This window comes from Nocardia sp. NPDC024068, from assembly GCF_040638875.1.
Classification (GTDB): domain Bacteria; phylum Actinomycetota; class Actinomycetes; order Mycobacteriales; family Mycobacteriaceae; genus Nocardia.
The window spans coordinates 18,901-38,222 of record NZ_JBEZYU010000016.1 but is presented as its reverse complement, the minus strand read 5'-3'; the positions used below and the strand labels follow the sequence as shown (position 1 = coordinate 38,222).

Below are 19,322 nucleotides of genomic sequence, written 5' to 3'. Positions count from 1 at the left end.
GGCTGTGGGGCCGCGCGTTGTGATCGGGCACGACGGATCCGTCCGGCCTGTTTATGCCGGGGAACAGGGGCAGCGGGCGAGCGTCGTATCCGCCGACGGGAATTCCGGACCGGGCGGTGGGACGGCCGCCGCGCGGGAACCGGGTGGCGTGCTGTCGAATACGACGGAGGCCGGCGGCGGGGACGCCGCCCCGACCGCCCTCGATCGTGGTGGTACGGGCGCCGGTTCCGACGCTCCGGCATCCGGATCGAATCCGGCGGGCGGGCGTGAGGCCGCCGGTGGGATGGGAAGCGAGCACCCTCCCGCGGGCGGCGGGGCCGAACCGGTTGTCGATACCGGAGGGCCGCCGGGCCGAAGCGGTGACCACGGTCCGTCCGGCGAACCCCCGTCCGGCGAACCCCCGTCCGGCGAACCCCCGTCCGGGGGATACCCGGAGGGGTCCGACGGACCCGCCGACGCCGGTGACCGCCCGTTCCTGCCGGCCATCGATGTCGGTGACGGGCAGCGCAACTGTGTGCCCGAGGTCGTCGACCGGATGGCCGCACAGAATCCGGACGCCGATATCGACGCGCAGCGGCTGGGTACCGCCGGGATCCAGGGCTATTCCGCCGACGCCTACGCCGCGGCCATGGGTGCCGACTGGCATCGCGGCGGGTTCGGCTCCGTCGAAAAGCTGCTCGCCCACGTCCAGCGCAACGGGGGCAGTGTGGCCGCGGCGGTGCAGTTCAGAGATGCCGGTGCGCACGCTTTCATGGTGAGCAGAAGCCCCGAGGGGCAGTTGCGGATCCACGAACGGGTCGGCGACCGGGTACGTGAGATCGCCCCGGACGGGGTGCGCGAGTGGAAGGTGGATGCGGACGGCAGACCCCTGGGCGCGCCCCGGTTCCGGCCCGATACCGAGGCCCTCGGGCGCTGGGTCGGGGAGGTGTCGCCCTACGCGGACGGCACTTTCGGCATCGTTTTCGATGCGCAGGGTCGCGCGGAACTGCCGCTGGCCGGAAACGCGCCGCGGCCCGGCGCGAGCGACGCGCCGAGTTCGGAGATCGGATACCGCGCAGCCGAGGGCTCGGTGCTCGAAAGACCGCCCCCAGCAGCCGATTCCACCGAAACCACGACGTTCGAGGCGGAGTTCTACCGCGACCTGGACCGTCTGGGCGTGGGCACCCCCGATACCGTCGCAGCGGAGACCACGGCGAAACCCGCCACGTCTGCGGGTAACCGCGCGGCCGGCGACACCGCGGCGTCTGCTCCCGCCCCGCCGGGCGTTCTGCCTGCGGAAGGTGCCCTGCCGGAGTCCCGTCCCGTCGACCCGGCCACGCCGGAGACCACGCCCGGGCCCGATACTTCACGGCAGCCGAGCCTCCTGGAACCCACCGACAGCAGCCGGACCCCCGTGCCAGGGAAGTCGCAGCCGCATTCGCCCGTTGCCCCGGTCACCGAGCCACCCGGAGCGACTGCACATGAAACCGGCGTGGACGCCGCGGGTGCCGGGCCACACGGAACCGTCGCGCGGGATCCCGGCGGGGAAGCGCCGAGTGCCGAGCTACCTGCAACTACCGCACGTGAAAGCGGTGTGGACGCCGCGGGTGCCGGGCCGCACGGAGCGACTGCACGCGATCCCGGCGGGGGAGCGCCGAGTGCTGAGCTACCTGCAACTACCGCGCAGGAACCCGGCGCTGTTGCCGCGGGTGCCGGGCTGCACGGAACCGTCGCGCGGGATCCCGGTGTAGCACCACCGGGATCCGAGCCGGACGGAACGGTCGCACGGGATCCCCGCGTAGTCGCTCCGGCCGCGGCCGATTCCTTCTCGGGAGCTGCGCCGATTCGTTCCGCCGAGGCCTCTTCCGGCCCGGCAGCGCCGCAGGCGGCGCGAACGGGTGCGGAACAGACACCCGCCGAACCACCCGAATTCGTTCCACCGCCCCCGGATATCGTGCCGACGGTGATCCCGGGGCATATCGCCGACCCCACCCGGGCGCCGGTCACGGATTATCCGATGGACCATCCCGACGAATACCGCATCCCGCGCGGCGATCAGGTGACGATTCCCGGGGTGCATGTGGAGGACGAGGTCGTTCCGGAGAACGCCACCCCGGTGTTACCGCATCTGCCCGTCGATCCCCGGGTCGACCTCCCCGCGACCCCGCCCCGATACCGGCCGGATATCTCGGGTCTTCCGGATGACCCCGGCGAAGGCAGCCGGAACGGTGCGCCGCGGGAGATGCCGCCGCCCGACGTCACCGCGATACCGGCCCGGTTCCCGGCCGCGCACCCCACCCATCTGCCGGCGAACCCCGCCGGCCCGGACCCCGTCCCGGTCGTTCCCTCCCGTTACGCCACGGATCCGGACCCCGGGACACCGGGCGCGCCGATTGATCCGACTGCCCGCCCGCGCCTACATCCCGACAGTCTCGAATACCTGCCCGCTCCCGACCTCCCCGCACCCGCACCGCCTCCGGCACGGCAACTCGCACCGCCACCGCCGGACCCGGTTGCGCCGGTCCGCCCGGTCCCGGTAGCGGAGGCAGCTACCGGCGATGCGGATCCGCGGCGCCGCCCTCCGGGGCCGCCGCCCGAACCGGCACCTCCGAAACCGATTACGCGCCCTGTGCCGGGTGCCGATGAGACATTCGATGACGAGGTGATGGCTGCCTTGTCCCGCCTTTCCCGTTCCGGCCATCCGGTACAGGTGCTCGGCGAGACCGCCGGGAACAACAACATCAACGTCACAATTCGCCGTGGGGCAGGTTTGGAGATCGCGCGCTTCCCGATTCCCGGCGCCGATGTGATGGACCTGCGAATCGCGCCCGAGCCGGCAATCATGCGCTGGGTCGCGCCGTATGTGGCTGTGCCACAATTACTTTCGGAACATCAGGCACCTGATTTCGCGATATACGAATATGTGTACGGCCGCGTTCTCGACGAAATCGCTCCCCGGGGGCAGCCGGTTCCGGCTCATGTACCCGGCGATATCGCCGGGTTTTTCGCCGGTCTGAGACGAGCGCCCCGGCCGACCTGGCTGCCACGCGGATGGTCGGACGATCCCGTGGATCTCGCACGCGCGCTCACCGAGGTGACGTGGCGGGTGTACACCGAGAACGCGGAACGGTACGGCGACCTCTATCGGCAACTGGGGGTGTCGGCCGAGTGGCTGCGGGCCGTCTTCGATGGCGCGGCTGTGCTGGAAAATCGCCCGCCTCGAATACTTCACGCCGATGCTCATCGGAAGAATCTGATAATTCGCGACCGGACCGCCGCGGGAGAACTCATTCCCCCTGGGGAACGGGCGACCGTGGCGATCGATTGGGAACTCGCGCTGTACGGCGATCCGCTGTACGACGTCGCAGTGCATTTGCACAAGATGGGCTACCTGCCCGGCGAGGAGACGGAGTTCCTCGCTCGCTGGAGTGCCGCCGAACCAGAGGCCGCGATCGGGAACTGGCGCCGGGATCTGGACTTCTACCGCAACCACGAACGCGCGAAGTCATTGGTCGTGGAATCGGTGCGTTACGCCAAACAAATTGCTTCCGGCAACCTTTCGCGCGACCAGGAAAATGTTCTGGTCGACAAGCTCGTAGACAAGGTCCACGACGCCCGGGTACATATCGACCGAGACGAAACGCAGGTCGCCCGGAGCCGGATCGAGCATGCACTTCGCACCGAACCCGAGACTCAGGAAGGTGGTGGTCCGGCGCGGGATCCTGCGCCCGGGCCGGCGGAGCCGTTCGCCGGGTTCGATATCCGGGCCGCGGCCGACCTCCCTGTCCCCAACCGGCGCCGGCGCCCGTTTGCGCCCGGTCCCGGCCGGATCGGACCCGAACTGGCGTTTCATCATCATCCCGGCAACCCGGATCCGGAAGGCTGGAAGGCCGGGAAGCGCGGGGCCGGGAACGACCCCGGAGAAGGCGCCGCGCCGGAACCGCGGCCGGTGAGTACCCCGTGGTCCGAACGCCGCGCAAGCCCCGGCGAGGACGCCGCGATCCTGCCCGGTGACGAACCGGAAGAGCCGCTCTTCGTGGTGGGACCGCAGCCGCCGAGTCACCCGGTCGAGGGATCGCCCGACGAGGTGGATCTGGATGCGCCGCTGTATATCGCCGCGCCGGTAGGCGATCCCGGCAATGGTGAGAACCTGGGCGCGCGGCCGGATGACCCCGAGGAGATCGAGTATTGGGTCGTGCCTGTGGACGGCGACCCGACTGCCGCGCTGCCGCTGCTGCCGGTCGGCGAATACCGCGTGCGCGGGACCGCGACGGGCACCGAGATGCCGCCGGAACACGCCCGGGCGCTGCACCGAATCGCGACGGATGTCGGCGAGGTGTTCGAAGGCAATGGCAACCGGGTCCACGTGGTCGGCGACTACGCCGTGCGCGTACCGAAGCAGACCACCCGGGAAGGCGCCGGCGTCGACTATCGGCTGTGGCCGGACGAATACCGCACCGTCGAAGCACTGATGCGGACCGTCGTGGCGCTGGATCGGCCGCATCTCGTACCGAGACTGCCACAGATCTTGTATGTCGAATTCGACGCCGAGGGCAATGTCGAGTTCGAGATCCATCGCCGGATAGCGGACCCCCCTCCCGCGGATCTGATGCAGCCCGCCGCCCGCACCGCCCTCCGGGAGTTGGGGGAACTATTCGCCCAGGTGCCCGTCCCACAGGATCTGCTGCCCCTCCCGGAGAACTATCCGGAGTCCGGGGACTCGGCGGGGTTCTTCCACCTGCTGGTCGACCGTCTCGAGCAGCAGTACGGGATGGCACGCCGCGACCCCCGCTACGCCGGGTCCTTCGCCGCCCTCGGCTATCCCGAGTCCATCACCGCCGGCCTCGCGTCCATGGCGAACTCGGTGCGCTCGCAACCGTTTCAGTTGTTGCACGGCGATATCACCCGGAGCAATTTCCTCGGCCAGGTACTCACCGATTTCGAGTTGGCCCTGTACGGCCCATTTGACTACGAACTCGCTGTCCTGCTCCACCGTGATTCCGGCGTTGTCCTCGAATCGCACGAGATACCCGCCGAATTGTATCCCTACGTTGCGCTCCTGCAGATTCAGCGGATCTTCACCGACACCGTCCGGCTCCTCGAGGCGATCGAATTCCGTGGTTTGGATCCTGTCCGCGCGCAGATGATGGCCATTTTTGCTTCGTCCGCCTTCCCGGTAGCTGAAGATCTCTGGGAAAACAGTGGTTTCGATGCCGGCCGGGCCATTGCGGTCGTTAACGAGATGGTTCGGCTCAGCATTGCCATGGGGCGGTCGGCCGCAGCGGACGAAGCCGAGCCGGACCACGTGGTGGCGGAATCACCGCCTCCCGCGGCCACCCCGTGGTCGAAGCGAGAGGGTGATGTCGCCCCCGGCGCCGGCGTTCGCGCCCGGCTCCGGTCGCCGGGCGCGCCGGCCGGGGCGCGGCCGCCGGGATATCCCTACGACGGCCGGCCGGTCGACGGCACGGTGCCCGGCACCGAAGCCGAGCAGCGCGCCGCGCTCGACCGGCCGGTACGCACGACGCGGCGCCGGCATACGGCGGGCGGCCCCGGGTTCGCCGGTCTCGGCGGCGCTGTCGTCTTCCAGCACGATCCGGACGATCCGGACGCCGTACCGGGACAGCCGCTCCCCGAGCCGGGCGATCCGGACGCGGTACCGGGAGTGCCGCTCCCCGAGCCGGACGATCCGGACGCCGTACCGGGAGAGCCGCTCCCCAAGCCGGGCGATCCCGACGCCGCCCCGCCGGCGGTTCCGGTGGACGAGGCCGTGGTCGTGGTTCTGGTCGGCGCCGATCATGCCTCGGTGCGGGAGCTCTTGCGGAACAACCCCCTGTACCGGACGGTGTTCGCCTCCAATGTCATCACCCGGATGGGCGACGGCATCATGGAGTCCGCGCTGCCGTACGTGGTGCTCACCACGACGGGGTCGCCGGCGCAGGCGGCGCTGGCGATGGCGCTGATCAAGGCCCCCGGCCCGCTGTTCGGGATACTGGCCGGCTATGTGGGGGATTTCTTCGATCCGCGCCGCACCATGGTCGTGGGGCAGGCGATCGGACTCGCGGCGACCGTCGTCGGTGGCGGTCTGGTGGTCGTGGGCGCGCCCGGGCTGGGGGTGGGGCTCATGGTCGCGGCGCTGATCGAGGGGATCGCATCGACCTTTTACCTGGGTGCCACCGACCGGGTCGTCATGCGGGACGCGGTGAGCGAACGCGAGCAGACCGCGGCGCACCGCCTGGTCGAATCGGAGAAGTACGTCGCCGGGATCGCCGGCCGCTCGCTGGGCCCGATCATGGCCGGGGTGTCGCATGCGCTGCCCTATGTGGCCAACGGTGTCTCGTATGTGGTGAACCTGGTGGCGCTGCGGCGGATGCACCGCAGTCTGCAGGTGGGTCGCCCCAAGCAGGCGGAGACCCTGCGCGGGCGTCTCGCCGATCTCGGTCGCGGGTTCGTCGTGCTGTGGCGGGAGCCGACGCTGCGCGTGCGCACCGCGACTGTGACGGTCACCAACGCCGCTTTCGGTCTGCTCGCGTTGCGGACCACGGTGGTGGTGGAGGCCGGCGCCTCGAGCTGGGTGCTTGGCCTGGTGCTGGGGGCGGGCGCCGCGGGCGGGGTGGCCGGCGCCTCGTTGCCCCGCCGGATCGTCGGGCTGCCACTGAAGCGGTCGATGCTCTACGGCCTGCTGACCTGGACCGGTATCACCGTCGGAATGGCCGCGTCCACCGATCCCATCGCGCTGGCCGCGGGTACGTTCGCGATCGGCGTCGTCGGTGTCGGCACCAATATGAGTTACAACAAACATGTCAACGAGGTCGTCCCGAAAGATGCGAGCGCGCGTACGCGCAGTGCCAACCTCGTGGTCACCGGTGTCGGCGCCACCTTGGGCAGCGCACTGGGCGGCACTCTGGTAACGATCACCGATATCACCACCACGGGCTGGGTCGGTGCCGCAGCGGTCGGTGCGCTGGCCGCGGGCACTGTCGCCTCCCGCTTGGCGAAGCGGGTGAAGTCCGCGTTCTCCCGCTTCCGCCGGGACCGGTAGCCGCAGGTCCGGCGAAACCTTTCCACTGACCGGAACGCCGCACCGCCCGCCCCCGCCGTCCGGGCCACTATCGGCGCAGTCACACAACTCCGTTGGAACATGGAGGTTCCGATGCCGGCTCATGCACCGAACGGGCGAACCCAGCACGGTACAGAGGAATACAGGACGATCGAAGCCGCCGCGGCCCCGGCCCGGTTCGCGCGGGGCTGGCACTGCCTGGGCCTGGCGAAATCGTTCCGGGACGGGCAACCACACGAGGTGAAGGCCTTCGGCACCACGCTGGTGGTGTTCCGGTCCGAGACCGACGATACGTTGCACGTACTGGACGCCTACTGCCGTCATATGGGCGGCAATCTGGCCCAGGGCACCGTCAAGGGCGATTCCATCGCCTGCCCCTTCCACGACTGGCGCTGGGGAGGGAACGGTAAATGCACCGGGATCCCGTACGCGCGCCGCGTCCCGCCGCTGGCCCGGACCCGCACCTGGCCGACGCTCGAACGCAACGGTCAGCTGTTCGTCTGGCACGACCCGCAGGGCAGTAAACCCACCGACGAGGTCACCATTCCGGAACTCGAGGGTTACGGCACCGCGGAGTGGACCGATTGGACGTGGAACACGCTGTACGTCGAGGGGTCGAACTGTCGTGAGATCGTCGACAACGTCGTCGATATGGCCCATTTCTTCTACGTCCACTATTCGTTTCCGCGATACTTCAAGAACGTATTCGAAGGTCAGGTGGCCACGCAGTACATGCGTTCCACGCCGCGTGGCGATATCAATGTCGGGACCAGTTATGACGATCCGAATTCCGCGTTGCGTTCGGATGCCTCGTATTTCGGTCCGTCCTACATGATCGACTGGCTGTGGAACGAGGCGCAGGGGATGACGATCGAAACGGTGCTCATCAACTGCCACTACCCGGTGACGGCGAATTCGTTCGTGCTGCAGTACGGCGCGATGGTGAAGAAACCCCAGGGTATGTCGGACGCGGACGCCGAGGCGATGGCGGCGCAGTTCGCGCGCGGTGTCGAGGTGGGTTTCGAACAGGACGTCGAGATCTGGAAGAACAAGGCGCCGATCGACAACCCGCTGCTGTCGGAGGAGGACGGCCCGGTGTATCAGCTGCGCCGCTGGTATCAGCAGTTCTACGTCGATGTCGAGGACGTCACCGAGGATATGACCAAACGGTTCGAGTTCGAGATCGACACCGAACGCGCGGTCACCAGCTGGGAGGCGGAGGTCGCGGACAATATCGCGCGCGGCGCTGTCGTCGACACCACCGCGTGATCGTGCCCGGCTCGGCCGCGTGACCGCCTACGACGCGTACGACGCCTACGACGCGGGTGTCGCAGCACATTCCTACTCACCGCCGGGGCGACGGCCGTCGGGCCCGCCTCTCACAAAGGAATTCACAGATGAGCACAGTTCTCGACAATCTCGCGGCAATCGCCGATCAGCTGCGGGAACAGTCACCGGAGGCGGAACGACTCGGCCGGCTCCCGGATTCGACCGCGAAGCTGTTGAAGACTGCCGGGCCGATCCGGCTGTTGCAGCCCAGGAAGTACGGCGGATTCGAAGCGCATCCGCGCGAATTCGCCGAATCGGTGATGGCCGCGGCGGCACTGGATCCGGCCACCGGATGGATCTGCGGCATCGTCGGCGTGCATCCCTGGCAGCTGGCGTTCGCCGATCCGAAAGTCCAGGAGGAGGTGTGGGGCGCCGATAACGACACCTGGATGGCTTCGCCGTACGCTCCCACCGGTATCGCCCGCCCGGTCGACGGCGGCTATATCTTCAACGGCCGCTGGCAGTTCAGTTCCGGTACCGACCACTGCGACTGGATCTTCCTCGGCGCCCTGCTCGGTGACACCGAGGGCGGTATCGCGAACCCCCCGAGCATGCTGCATATGATCCTGCCGCGCGCCGATTACCGGATCGTCGAGGATTCGTGGAATGTGGTGGGGCTCAAGGGCACCGGGTCCAAGGACATCATCGTGAAGGACGCGTTCGTGCCCGACTACCGGGTGATGAACGGCGACCACGTGATCGACGGGACGGCACAGCGTGAATACGGCGTCACCGAGACGCTGTACAAGATGCCGTGGTCGACCATGTTCCCGCTGGGCATCACCGCGGCGGTGATCGGTATCGCCGAGGGCGCACTGGCCGCGCACCTGGACTACCAGCGTGAGCGGGTGGGGGCGCAGGGCGTCGCCGTCAAGGACGATCCGTACGTACTGTTCGCGATCAGCGAGGCCGCCGCCGATATCAATGCCGCGCGCCAGGAGCTGCTCGCGAATGTGGACCGGATCTGGGGCCTCGTCGAAGCCGGCGGTGAGGTGGATTTCGCCGAACGGGCGGCGGTGCGGCGCACCCAGGTGCGGGCGGCCTGGCGGGCGGTGATGGCCGTGGACCAGATCTTCGCCCGGTCCGGCGGTAACGCGCTGCGGATGGACAAACCGCTGCAGCGTTTCTGGCGGGATGCGCACGCCGGCCTCAACCACGCCATCCACGTACCCAGCACGGTCTACCACGCCTCGGCGCTGAGCTCGATGGGATTCGATCCCGCCGACCAGCTGCGCTCGATGATTTGACCGGCCGGAATGACGAACGACGAAGGAATCATCGAACAATGACCGATATCAAGGGCCTGGGCTACGTACAGATTCAGACGACCGAGATGGCGCGCTGGCGGCAGTTCGCCTTCGATGTGCTCGGCTTCGCCGAGGGCAGCGGACCGGACGAGAATGCCCTCTACCTGCGGATGGACGAGCGGTCCGCGCGCCTCACCGTGGTGGCGGGGGACACCGACGAAGTGGTGCGGATCGGCTGGGAGGTCCGCGACGGCGCCGCCCTGCGCCGGGTGCGCGAGGCGGTGTCGAAGGCCGGGATCGCGGTGGAACAGCTGTCGCAGGAGGATGCCGACGCCCGCCGGGTGGAGGAGGCGATCACCTTCACCGATCCCGCCGGCGCCACTCTCGAAGTGTTCTACGGTCCGGTACTCGACCACAGCCCGGTGGTGACGCCGTTCGGGGCGCGTTTCGTGACGGGAGCCCAGGGCCTGGGGCACGTGGTGCTGCCGACCATGGACCCGAACGGGACTTTCGAGTTCTACACCGAGGTGCTCGGCTTCCTGCCGCGCGGCGCGTTCCGGATCCCGGCGCCGCCGGAGTTCGGGCCGATGCGTATCCGTTTCCTGGGCGTCAACGAACGGCATCACAGCCTGGCCCTGTGCCCGGCGCCGCACGGCGGTGCGCCCGGCCTGATCCACATCATGGTGGAGGTGGATTCGCTGGACGCGGTGGGTCAGGCGCTGGACCGGGTCGCCGCGGACGGGTTCTCGGTGTCCTCGACCCTGGGCCGGCATACCAACGACAAGATGGTGTCGTTCTATGTCCGCGCGCCCGGCGGCTGGGATATCGAGTTCGGCACCGAGGGGATGCGGGTCGACGAGCGGTACTACACGGCCGAGGAGATCACCGCGGACAGCTACTGGGGTCACGACTGGTCCGGTAGCGAACCTCTCGCGGCGATGTAGGAAAACCGCCGATACGGCCCCCCGGACCGAGCATTTCGCTCGGTCCGGGGGGCCTTTCGTGATTTTCGGCCAACCTTGGCGAATCGTGTGACAGCGACCACAGGTAGATGGTACTAATAGGAATATGCCTAATCGGCATATTCGATTGGGCGCCAGCTCGTAGACCCAATGGAGGGCTCATGACTGTCCAGGCCGACGCCGCCACCCCGAGCGCTGTACTCGACCGCGTTTCGCTGGTTCTCGATGCGTTCGAGGGCCCCGGGCGCCTCACCCTCGCGCAGATCGTGCGCCGCACCGGGCTGCCCCGGTCGTCGGCGCATCGCATCCTGGAGCGGCTCGTCCAGCTGCGCTGGCTGCGCCGCGACGGCCGGGACTACGAACTGGGCCTGCGGCTGATGGAGCTCGGCTCGCTGGCGGTGCACCAGGACCGGTTGCACCGCGCCGCCGTGCCCTTCCTGCACGAGCTGCACCGCACCACCGGATTCGTCGTCCATCTGGCCGTTCTCGACGGCACGGACGTCGTGTACCTGGACAAGATCGGCGGGCGGCTGGCCGGCGCGGTGCCGACCCGGGTCGGCGGGCGGCAGCCGGCGCACTGTACGGCGGTCGGCAAGGCCATGCTCGCCTACGCCGGTGCGGAGGGTGGTGATGTGTTCGGCGCCGGTCCGGTCCGGCAGCGGACCCGCTACTCCATCGCGTCGGCCGCGCAGTTGCGCGCCGAACTGGCAAAGGTCCGCACGCGCGGTATCGCCTTCGAACGCGAGGAGTCACTGTCCGGATTCGGGTGCGTGGCGGCGCCGGTCGGTGATATCGGCCAGGCGGTGGCGGCGGTATCGATCTGCGGGCCGGTGGACCGGATGGCGTTCGACCACCGGCTGGCCGCCCCGGTGCGGATGACGGCGCTGGGGATCTGGCGCAATGTCGAGGACGGGCAGGTGCGGGTGCGTCCGACGCTGCAACAGTCCCGTCCGCTCACGGTGATGCCCAAGGCCCGTCCGGCGGCCGCGCTCCAGGCCCGTGCGGCGGATGCGCTCCAATACGTCTGACGATCCGCCGCGCTCCCCGGCTGCCGATCCGCCACCGGATCGGGAAGGCTCCGCGAGCCGTCCGATCGGGTGTGCCGCCTCTGTGCGGGCAGCTCAGCGCAGCTGCGCCAGCGCTGCCTCCGCGGCGTGGAAACCACCCATACCGTGGACACCCGCCCCCGGCGGAGTCGCGGAGGAACAGAGATAGACCCCGGGCAGGCCGAGCGTATAGGGGTTCGGAGCGACTCTGGGACGGAAGACGATCTGGCGTGTGGTGTTGGCGCCCGCGCCGATATCGCCCCCGACGTAATTGGCGTTGTAGGCCTCGAGTTCCGCCGGGCCCCGGGTGGAGACAGCGACGATCCGGTCCCGGAATCCGGGCGCGAAGCGCTCGATCTGCCCGATGATGGCGTCGGTGGCGTCACCTGAGTAACCGTGCGGGACATGCGCGTAGGCGTAGACCGGATTGACCGAACCCCGCGACCGCGTCGGATCGATCAGGTACTGCTGCCCGAGCAGGACGAACGGGCGTGGCGCCATCTCACCGCGCACCGTGGCCTTCTCGGTCCGGGCGATCTCCTCCGCCGTACCACCGAGATGCAGGGTTCCGGCGCGGCGGCAGTCGTCGTTGGTCCAGGGGATATCGCCCTCGATGGCGAGGTCGATCTTGAAGGCCGCCGGACCGTATCGGTAACGGCCGAGCGCTCGCCGGACCCGGCCGGGTAGTTCTTCGCCGACGATCCGCAGCACACCCTGTGGCGCTGTGTCGAGAACGACGATCTCGGGCCGGCCGGCCGAATCTCGCAGCTGGTCCAGCGAGGTGACCGCGGTGCCGGTGACGACCTTGCCGCCCAGTGCCGCGAGTTCCGCCACCAGCGCGCGGCCGATGCTCTCCGACCCACCCTCGGCGACCGGCCAGCCGACCGTGTGGGCGGCCGCTGTCAGCATCATCCCGACCGAACTGCTGAGCGGGGTGTCCACCCGACCGAACGCGTGGGCGGCGACACCCATGAACAAGGCACGGGCCGGATCGTCGCGGAACCGCCGGACCGTCCAGGTGGCGGGCTGCAGGGCGTGCATCCCGAATCTCCCGAGCACGACCGGATGGCGCGGGATATGCGCGACCGGCCGGAACACCTCCGCGATGAGATCGTCGAAATTGCGGGTGGCACTGCCGAAGAGCCGCTCCCATCGGCGGGCGTCGGCCCCCAGGGAACGTTCGGTGTGGCGGCGGTCGCGGGCCGCCAGGCCCGCTCGCCCGTCGTCGAGGGGATGGGCGAGGTCGATCTCCGGCCACAGCCACCGCAGACCGTGCCGTTCGAGCCCGAGCGAGGCGAAGAAAGGCGACGCCACCCCGGTCGGATGGAAGGCGGCGCAGTCGTCGTGCACCAGACCCGGCAGCGTGAGTTCACTACTGCGGGTACCGCCGCCGGGACGTTCGCGCGCCTCGAAAACGGTGACCTCGATACCGGCCTGGGCCAGCCGGATGGCGGCGGCGAGCCCGTTGGGCCCGCTGCCGACCACGACCGCGGTTGTCATGCCACAGGATCCTTGCCGGCGGTGAACGTCACCTGTCGACGGTAACCCGCCGCGGTCCACGACACCCGCAGCGGTACGGGTCCGTTGGGCAACCAGGGCTGCTCCCGCACACAGTCGGCGACGTTCCAGGTCCCCCGCTCGACCACACCGAGGGCGGCATCGATCACCCGGTACTCCTGCGGCGGATTGCGCCATGGGGTGGCCTGGGATTCGCAGTAGGCGACGACGAGATCGCCGGGGGCGAGGCCGAGACGTTTCTGGATCGCCGCGATCAGGCGTTCGTCGTGCAGATGCCCGTCGCCGAAGTTCCAGCCGAGGATGGTGTTGCAGATGAACTCGCCCTCCCGCACCGTCCGGGAATCGATATCGTCGAGGTGCTCGTAGAGAAGTGAGAACAGCCCGCGGCCCTGGCTGTGCATGGACCGCCAGGCGAGCGTCTTCTGCAGGGTCATATCCGCGTCGTCACGCTCGTACGGGGTGGGCTTCATCCGCTGCAACTGGTCGATCTGGTTCTCCACCAGCGGCAGTTCGTTGAGCCTTTCCTCGACACCGGGTTTCATCGCCCAGATCGCCGAGGCCCAGTTACCGGCGTACTGCCGCATGGACGGGAGGAAGGACACCAGATCGGGGCGCAGATTGCCCAGGACCGGGCCGAACAGGAGTAGCGCGAAGATCGGGATCAGCAGCCAGGGCTGCGAGAAGTTCCAGATGCTGTAGACGGAGGCGTCGAATCCGTCGCCGAAGCCGCCCCACAGCACGACGGCGATGAGCCCGAAGTAGACATTCCATTCCAGCGGCACCGCGAGCGGGAAGGTGGAGGTGATGTAGAGGTGGAACACCAGCATCGCCACCGCGCCCACCAGTGCGATCGTGTTGTTCGTGGTCAGCAGCAGGACCAGGGGAATCAGGATTTCGACGGTGGTGCCGCCGATATGGGCCGTGAACCACCCGATCCGGCTCGGGCGGATATCGCTGGGCACCGTCCGGTAGTACAGCCGTTTGACGAAACCGGGCTGCCCGGGACTGTTGGAGACCATCGGCGGGACCACGTTGACGAAATGCGCACCGAGCTTCGACACTCCGGCCCCGATCCACACCACGCAGATGATGATCTTGAACGCGACGACCAGGTTCACGAAATCGGCGGGGGTGGCCCCGTCTCTCAGCACGATCGCGCCGAGAACGGCGGAGAAGAGCATGATCGGCAGGTACTGCTCGGACCGAGCGGCGAGGAAGATGACCTTGTCGCGCAGACCCATCAGGGGCGCGGTGATCAGGATCGGGATGAACGCCGCCGGCGGGATGAGCTCCTGCGGTCCGGTGCCCTCGGGCAGGATCCGTACCGGCTCCGCACCGATCACCAGCGGATACACCAGGCTCGCCAGGACGGCCAGGAAGAGCACGACATCGAACAGGGTGCGGGTGTCACCCCCGGTTCCCGGCACATACCGGCTCCAGGGCGCCATCCGGATGGTTCCCGGCCGGATCCAGTAGCGGATATTGCCGAGCATGGGTGCGAAATGCCCGCACAGCGGCCCGAACGCCCCGGCCAGGCCGATGACCTCCAGCAGAGTCAGCCAGACGGCCAATTTCTGGTAGACGACGATACTGTCGAACCAGGTGCCCGGTTCGGTGAAGTGCACATACTCCGTTGTCCACGAGGTGATCGCCAAGCCGACGGCGAAGTACAGGCCGAGCATTTTGACGATGTAGACGACGTGCAGCATGCGGGGCGTGCCGAATCCGTCATCGGCCCAGTGGATACTGAGGATCCGTATGCGCTCGCGCAGGGGGAGCCGCACGAATTCGGCCGGTGGCACCGGTTGTGGGGACGGGGTGATGAAGCCCATCGCGGACTCCTTGCGGTGTGTGGAACGAGCAAGACGCGGTAGTCCACGAATGGTAGGAATAGTTCCCGGCGCCGAACTTGGTCTCCCGACACAAACTTTGCGGTTGGTATTGTGACTGCCTTCATTCGGTAACCCGTTCGTCGGCATGATGGGCCAATATCTGAGGTCGATCTTTGGTTTCACGTGCCAACACGGGGCGGGAAGGGACGGCGATGACCGGCGGGAAGTTCCCTCCTGAGCAGCTACGGCGTCAGGCCGCGGCCCGCGTGGCCGAGATCGCGCGAACGATGGGCTCCGAACTGCCCCGGCTCGGCGGCGCCATGCAAGACGAGATCGCCGAAACGATTCCGGAACTGCGCGGCGACAGCGTCATTCTGGAGTTGCTGCGAGCCAGCACCCAGAGCAACGTCGAGACGTTCCTGCACGTGCTGCAACACAACATCGCCATCGGGGAGTTGCTCCCGCCGTCGGCCGCTGTCGAGTACGCCCGCCGTCTGGCCCAGCGCGGGATTTCGGCGAGCGCGTTACTGCGGGCCTACCGCATCGGGCAGAACCAGATGCTGAACTGGGGGGTCGCCGAGGTGGCCCGTACCGAGGCCGATCAGGACGTCGCCCTCGCCGCGGCCCAGATCTTCCAGACGATGACGTTCGCCTACGTGGACCGGGTGGCCGAACAGCTCGTCGCGGAGTACGAGTCCGAGCGCGAGCGGTGGCTCGCCAACCGCAACACCCTCCGGGCCGGATTACTGAATTCCGTGCTGGCCGGCCGGGACCACGATCTCGGCGCGGTCGAGTCGGCACTCGGTTACGGGCTCCGGCAGCATCATCTGGGGCTGGTGGTGTGGACGGCGGAACAGGCCGGAACACCCAGCGAACTGCGGCGACTCGAAGCCGTGGTCGCCGCGATCGGGGAATCCGTCCGTGCCGCGGGGCCGGCGCTGTTCCTGCCCCAGGACAGCAGCTCGGCCTGGGGCTGGATCCCGCTGGGGCGCAACGCCGCGAAACCCGGTATCGATATCGACGACCTCCGGCGCTCGATCCAGAGCACAGACCGGGGCGTCCGGGTCGCGCTCGGCCGACCGGCCGCCGCGGTGCCCGGCTTCCGGGCGACGCATCAGGAGGCGCAACGCGCCCACGCCGTCGCTATCGTGGCAGTCGATACACCTGTCACCACGTTCGACGAGCCCGGTGTACAGATCTGCTCGATCCTGGCGCGCGACCTCGACTCGACGCGCAGCCTCGTCGCGGACGCTCTGGGTGGGCTGGCAGGCGACGACGAGAACCTCGCGCAGCTACGGGCGACGCTGTTGGCCTTCCTGGCGGCCAGGAGTAGCTACGTCACCGCGGCCGAGGCCATGCACCTGCACAAGAACACGGTCAAGTACCGCGTCGACAAAGCCATCGCGGCACGCGGTAGATCACTCGACGAGGATCGCCTCAACCTCGAGCTGGCCCTGACGGCCTGCCGATGGCTGGGGCCGGCCGTACTGCCGCGGGCGGGTCGCCGGACCCGGCCCTGACCACGCAGGCCGACCCTGCCGCGGCCGGCGCCGGTGACGACTGCTGTTGTGGTCATGGCAGGAACCTAGACCGGAAGCGCGGCGCGCACCATCGTCCATATCTCTTCGCGCGCGGTCCGGGTGACCGTGAGCGCGGGGATGGTCAGGAACCCGTGGAACAGTCCGTCGTACCGACGGTGGTGGACCGCCACGCCGGCTTCGGTGAGCAGCCGCGCGTAGGAGTCGCCGGACGAGCAGGGCGGGTCGAGTTCGGCGGTGATCACCACCGCGGGCGGCAGACCGGCCAGGGTGTCCGCCCGGGTCGGGACCAGTCGGGAGTCGTCGGTGCCATGCGGGGCGTACTGCTGCCAGTACCAGCGCATTGCCGCCGCGGTGTTGTAGTAGCCGCTGCCGAAGCGGCGGTAGGACTCGGTGTCGAAATCGTCGTCGATCACCGGATACAGCAGAAGTTGAGCGGCGATCGAGGGTCCGTTCCGATCGCGGGCGGCCAGCGCGACGGTGGCGGCGAGGTTACCGCCGGCGCTGTCGCCGGCGACGACGAGAGCGGCCGGGTCGCCGCCGAATTCGGGGGCGTGCGCGGCGGCCCAGCGGAGCGCGGCGTGCATATCGTCGTGTGCGGCGGGTGCGGGATGTTCCGGCGCCAGCCGGTAGTCCACCGAGACCACGACCGCACCGACCCCTTCGGCCATCGACCGGCAGAATTCGTCATGGCTGTCCAGGTCGCAGAACACGAAACCGCCGCCGTGCGCGAAAACGATCACCGGCAGCGCGCCGGCATCGTGGTGCGGACGGTAGATCCGCAGCGGCAGCGGCCCACCCGGACCGTCGATGGTCAGGTTGCGCACATCCCGCATGGCGGGCAGCCATTGCAGCGGGGCGCGACGGCTCCGGATGATCGCCCGCAGCTCTGGTGCGGACCGGGTGGTGACATCGGGAAAGCCGCTGTTGAGGTTTGCCAGTAGCGCGGCCACTTCGGGCAGCAGTTCCGGCTCGGTTTCCGGACTCCGGACACTCTCCATCTGCGCGGCCCTCCTGAACATCGTCGCCGGTTGCGCACCGGGTCTCAGCCCCGGCCGGGCAACCGTAGGCCGGTGGGCAGGGCGTGGCAGGCGGGCTTCCCGGACAGTGGGCCGATACCGGACGCGCGCTGGGACGCTGTCGGCCGTCGCTCCGAAGAAAGGGGTGTCGGCACGGAGGTTCTGTTCGAGTGGCGCTCTGGTACGCGTCCGAGTGACGCCGCTGTCCCTAGAGTTCGGAATCAGCTCGGCCGAAGAGCATGAGCCGGGCTTTATCGCTGTGGGAGAGGTAGGGATTCATGAGGCGTTCATTCGCGACGGTCGCGTTGGCGACCGGTTTGTTGCTCGGCGGTGCGGCGGTCGCGCAGGCGTCGCCGCCACCGCCGGCACCGTCGCCGCAGTGTCTGGCGCTGGCCGTGCCGATCCAGTCCCTGGCGCAGGCAGTCGGCATCAACGTGTACGGGAATGGTTCATCGGCTGCCCCACTGCGCGGCCTGATACGTCTGTTGTGCTCCGACACGAGGTAGCCGGGAGTTCAGAGTCCGTTCGATCTGATGGCGCGGGCGTATTCACTGGGCGAACTGCCGTAGGCCTTCTTGAAAGCCTTGGCGAAGTGACTGCTGTCCGCGAATTGCCAGAAGGCGGCGAGTTCGGAGATTGTCAGCGGGTTTCCCGGCGCTGTCAGGGCGAGCCGGGCTTCGTCGAGTCGCCGGGATCGGATGTAGGCGGTTATCGACTCTCCGGCCGTCTCGAATGCGCGGTGCAGGGTGCGGACGGAGACGTTGAGCGCACGCGCCAGCACGGTCGGAGACAGCTCCGGATCGGAGAGCCGACGATCCGCGAGGTCTTTCGCGGCCTGCACGAGTGTCGGTGTCAGCTGGGGTTCCGCGTCGTCGAACCGCCCCAGCGCGACTGCTTTGACCAGTTCGAGCAGGGCGTTGCGGGCGGCGTGCACGCCGGCGGGGCCGAGGTCGGCCACCGTCGAGTGGAGCATATTCGTGTGGGCCGCCAGCAGGCGGATCTCGGCCGCGTCCGCCGGTCCGCGGACGATCCGGTTCCCGAGCAGGGGTTCGAGGGTGCTGGTCGGCGGGAGAATAACGATCTTGATCGTCGTATCCGGGGCCATTTCCCACGGGACCTGCCGGTCCTGGTGCCGGAGCATGAACTGTCCGGCCGGCACGGTGTGTTCGTGGCGACCCGACCGGTCGCCGACCGTCCAGGCGCCACGCGTTAGAACGCACAGTTGGGTCCAATCCGCGACGCCGTCGATCTGCTGAATTGCCGACGCGGTGTGGATATCGGTCGTCGCCAGGTCGCCCACCCGGCGGAGCCGGGCCCTGACCCGGAAGTCGCCTACCGTGCCGGGACTGTAGTTCGACAGCGGGAACCGGTCGCCCACCTGCGTCTCCCACCCGCGCCGGAAGGCGTCGAAGCCGTGCGATGCGGAGCCCGGCGGTGTGGAGTCCACGGAGAACGTTCCGTGCGGTGGATCCGAATCCGTTCCGTTGGAGCCCATTCTCAGATCCCTCGTGGTCGATCCTTCGACGCTCCGGTGGCACGGATGTTTCGGCTCGGCCGGCTCTGTGGTCCGGCACCACCGCGGGGGTCCGGCACCACACGGCTACGCACTGCCCTCCGGGTACCCGATCGGATTTCGAAAAACGCCCGCCACTTCTTCTTCGTGGTGTGGTCCTCGACACCCTGACCCGTCGGCGGGGTCGTGTCAGGGCGCTGTGCCAGGAGCCGGCCCATACCGGCAGGAGAACTCGGGGATACGAACCGCGTAACGGTTTCGACCGGACCGACCACTGCTGAT

The 19,322-nt window shown here is 68.5% G+C and carries 11 protein-coding genes; 6 read left to right on the top strand and 5 right to left on the bottom strand.

Annotation, left to right across the window (positions count from 1 at the left end):
* Positions 1 to 4: 4 nt before the first annotated feature.
* From AB0F41_RS15690 to AB0F41_RS15670, 5 genes are all read left to right on the top strand, one after another.
* Complete coding sequence (locus tag AB0F41_RS15690) at positions 5 to 7,018, top strand: MFS transporter (RefSeq protein ID WP_357424223.1); 7,014 nt, start codon at positions 5 to 7, stop codon at positions 7,016 to 7,018.
* 99 nt (positions 7,019 to 7,117) lie between these two features.
* Positions 7,118 to 8,305 (top strand): Rieske 2Fe-2S domain-containing protein, encoded by a 1,188-nt coding sequence (locus AB0F41_RS15685; RefSeq protein WP_357424221.1) that lies wholly within the window; start codon positions 7,118 to 7,120, stop codon positions 8,303 to 8,305.
* Between the two features lie 128 nt (positions 8,306 to 8,433).
* Positions 8,434 to 9,612 (top strand): acyl-CoA dehydrogenase family protein, encoded by a 1,179-nt coding sequence (locus AB0F41_RS15680; protein WP_357424218.1) that lies wholly within the window; start codon positions 8,434 to 8,436, stop codon positions 9,610 to 9,612.
* A gap of 38 nt (positions 9,613 to 9,650) precedes the next feature.
* Complete coding sequence (gene bphC / locus AB0F41_RS15675) at positions 9,651 to 10,556, top strand: biphenyl-2,3-diol 1,2-dioxygenase (RefSeq protein ID WP_357424216.1); 906 nt, start codon at positions 9,651 to 9,653, stop codon at positions 10,554 to 10,556.
* A 179-nt stretch (positions 10,557 to 10,735) separates the two neighbouring features.
* Positions 10,736 to 11,602: an IclR family transcriptional regulator gene (locus AB0F41_RS15670; protein WP_357424214.1), complete on the top strand. Its 867-nt coding sequence runs from the start codon at positions 10,736 to 10,738 to the stop codon at positions 11,600 to 11,602.
* A 93-nt stretch (positions 11,603 to 11,695) separates the two neighbouring features.
* On the opposite strand, the gene AB0F41_RS15665 is transcribed toward AB0F41_RS15670, so the two are convergent.
* Both AB0F41_RS15665 and AB0F41_RS15660 read right to left on the bottom strand, forming a co-directional pair.
* The gene (locus tag AB0F41_RS15665) at positions 11,696 to 13,120 is read right to left on the bottom strand and encodes an NAD(P)/FAD-dependent oxidoreductase (RefSeq protein ID WP_357424212.1); all 1,425 of its coding nucleotides are present in this window, start codon (positions 13,118 to 13,120) and stop codon (positions 11,696 to 11,698) included.
* Positions 13,117 to 14,970, bottom strand: coding sequence for a DUF3556 domain-containing protein (locus tag AB0F41_RS15660; RefSeq protein ID WP_357424210.1), 1,854 nt, complete (start codon positions 14,968 to 14,970; stop codon positions 13,117 to 13,119). The genes AB0F41_RS15665 and AB0F41_RS15660 overlap by 4 nt, the downstream gene beginning before the upstream one ends.
* 212 nt (positions 14,971 to 15,182) lie before the next feature.
* On the opposite strand from AB0F41_RS15660, the gene AB0F41_RS15655 reads away from it, so the two are divergent.
* Entirely contained in the window at positions 15,183 to 16,490 is a 1,308-nt protein-coding gene (locus AB0F41_RS15655; protein ID WP_357424208.1) for a helix-turn-helix domain-containing protein, read from the top strand.
* A gap of 65 nt (positions 16,491 to 16,555) precedes the next feature.
* Here the strand turns inward: AB0F41_RS15655 and AB0F41_RS15650 are convergent, their stop codons facing one another.
* From AB0F41_RS15650 to AB0F41_RS15640, 3 genes are all read right to left on the bottom strand, one after another.
* Positions 16,556 to 17,509: an alpha/beta hydrolase gene (locus tag AB0F41_RS15650; RefSeq protein WP_357424206.1), complete on the bottom strand. Its 954-nt coding sequence runs from the start codon at positions 17,507 to 17,509 to the stop codon at positions 16,556 to 16,558.
* A 226-nt stretch (positions 17,510 to 17,735) separates the two neighbouring features.
* Positions 17,736 to 17,957 (bottom strand): hypothetical protein, encoded by a 222-nt coding sequence (locus AB0F41_RS15645; protein WP_357424204.1) that lies wholly within the window; start codon positions 17,955 to 17,957, stop codon positions 17,736 to 17,738.
* Positions 17,958 to 18,041: 84 nt separating this feature from the next.
* On the bottom strand, positions 18,042 to 19,022 hold the full coding sequence (locus tag AB0F41_RS15640; protein ID WP_357424202.1) for a helix-turn-helix domain-containing protein: 981 nt from the start codon (positions 19,020 to 19,022) through the stop codon (positions 18,042 to 18,044).
* Positions 19,023 to 19,322: the final 300 nt, after the last annotated feature.

Excerpts from the sequence above, each read along its gene's own strand:
- AB0F41_RS15685 (WP_357424221.1), top strand. The coding sequence starts at position 7,118 with ATGGAGGTTCCGATGCCGGCTCATGCACCGAACGGGCGAACCCAGCAC.
- AB0F41_RS15680 (WP_357424218.1), top strand. The coding sequence starts at position 8,434 with ATGAGCACAGTTCTCGACAATCTCGCGGCAATCGCCGATCAGCTGCGG.
- bphC (WP_357424216.1), top strand. The coding sequence starts at position 9,651 with ATGACCGATATCAAGGGCCTGGGCTACGTACAGATTCAGACGACCGAG.
- AB0F41_RS15670 (WP_357424214.1), top strand. The coding sequence starts at position 10,736 with ATGACTGTCCAGGCCGACGCCGCCACCCCGAGCGCTGTACTCGACCGC.
- AB0F41_RS15665 (WP_357424212.1), bottom strand. The coding sequence starts at position 13,120 with ATGACAACCGCGGTCGTGGTCGGCAGCGGGCCCAACGGGCTCGCCGCC.
- AB0F41_RS15660 (WP_357424210.1), bottom strand. The coding sequence starts at position 14,970 with ATGGGCTTCATCACCCCGTCCCCACAACCGGTGCCACCGGCCGAATTC.
- AB0F41_RS15655 (WP_357424208.1), top strand. The coding sequence starts at position 15,183 with ATGACCGGCGGGAAGTTCCCTCCTGAGCAGCTACGGCGTCAGGCCGCG.
- AB0F41_RS15650 (WP_357424206.1), bottom strand. The coding sequence starts at position 17,509 with ATGGAGAGTGTCCGGAGTCCGGAAACCGAGCCGGAACTGCTGCCCGAA.
- AB0F41_RS15645 (WP_357424204.1), bottom strand. The coding sequence starts at position 17,957 with ATGCCGACTGCCTGCGCCAGGGACTGGATCGGCACGGCCAGCGCCAGA.
- AB0F41_RS15640 (WP_357424202.1), bottom strand. The coding sequence starts at position 19,022 with ATGGGCTCCAACGGAACGGATTCGGATCCACCGCACGGAACGTTCTCC.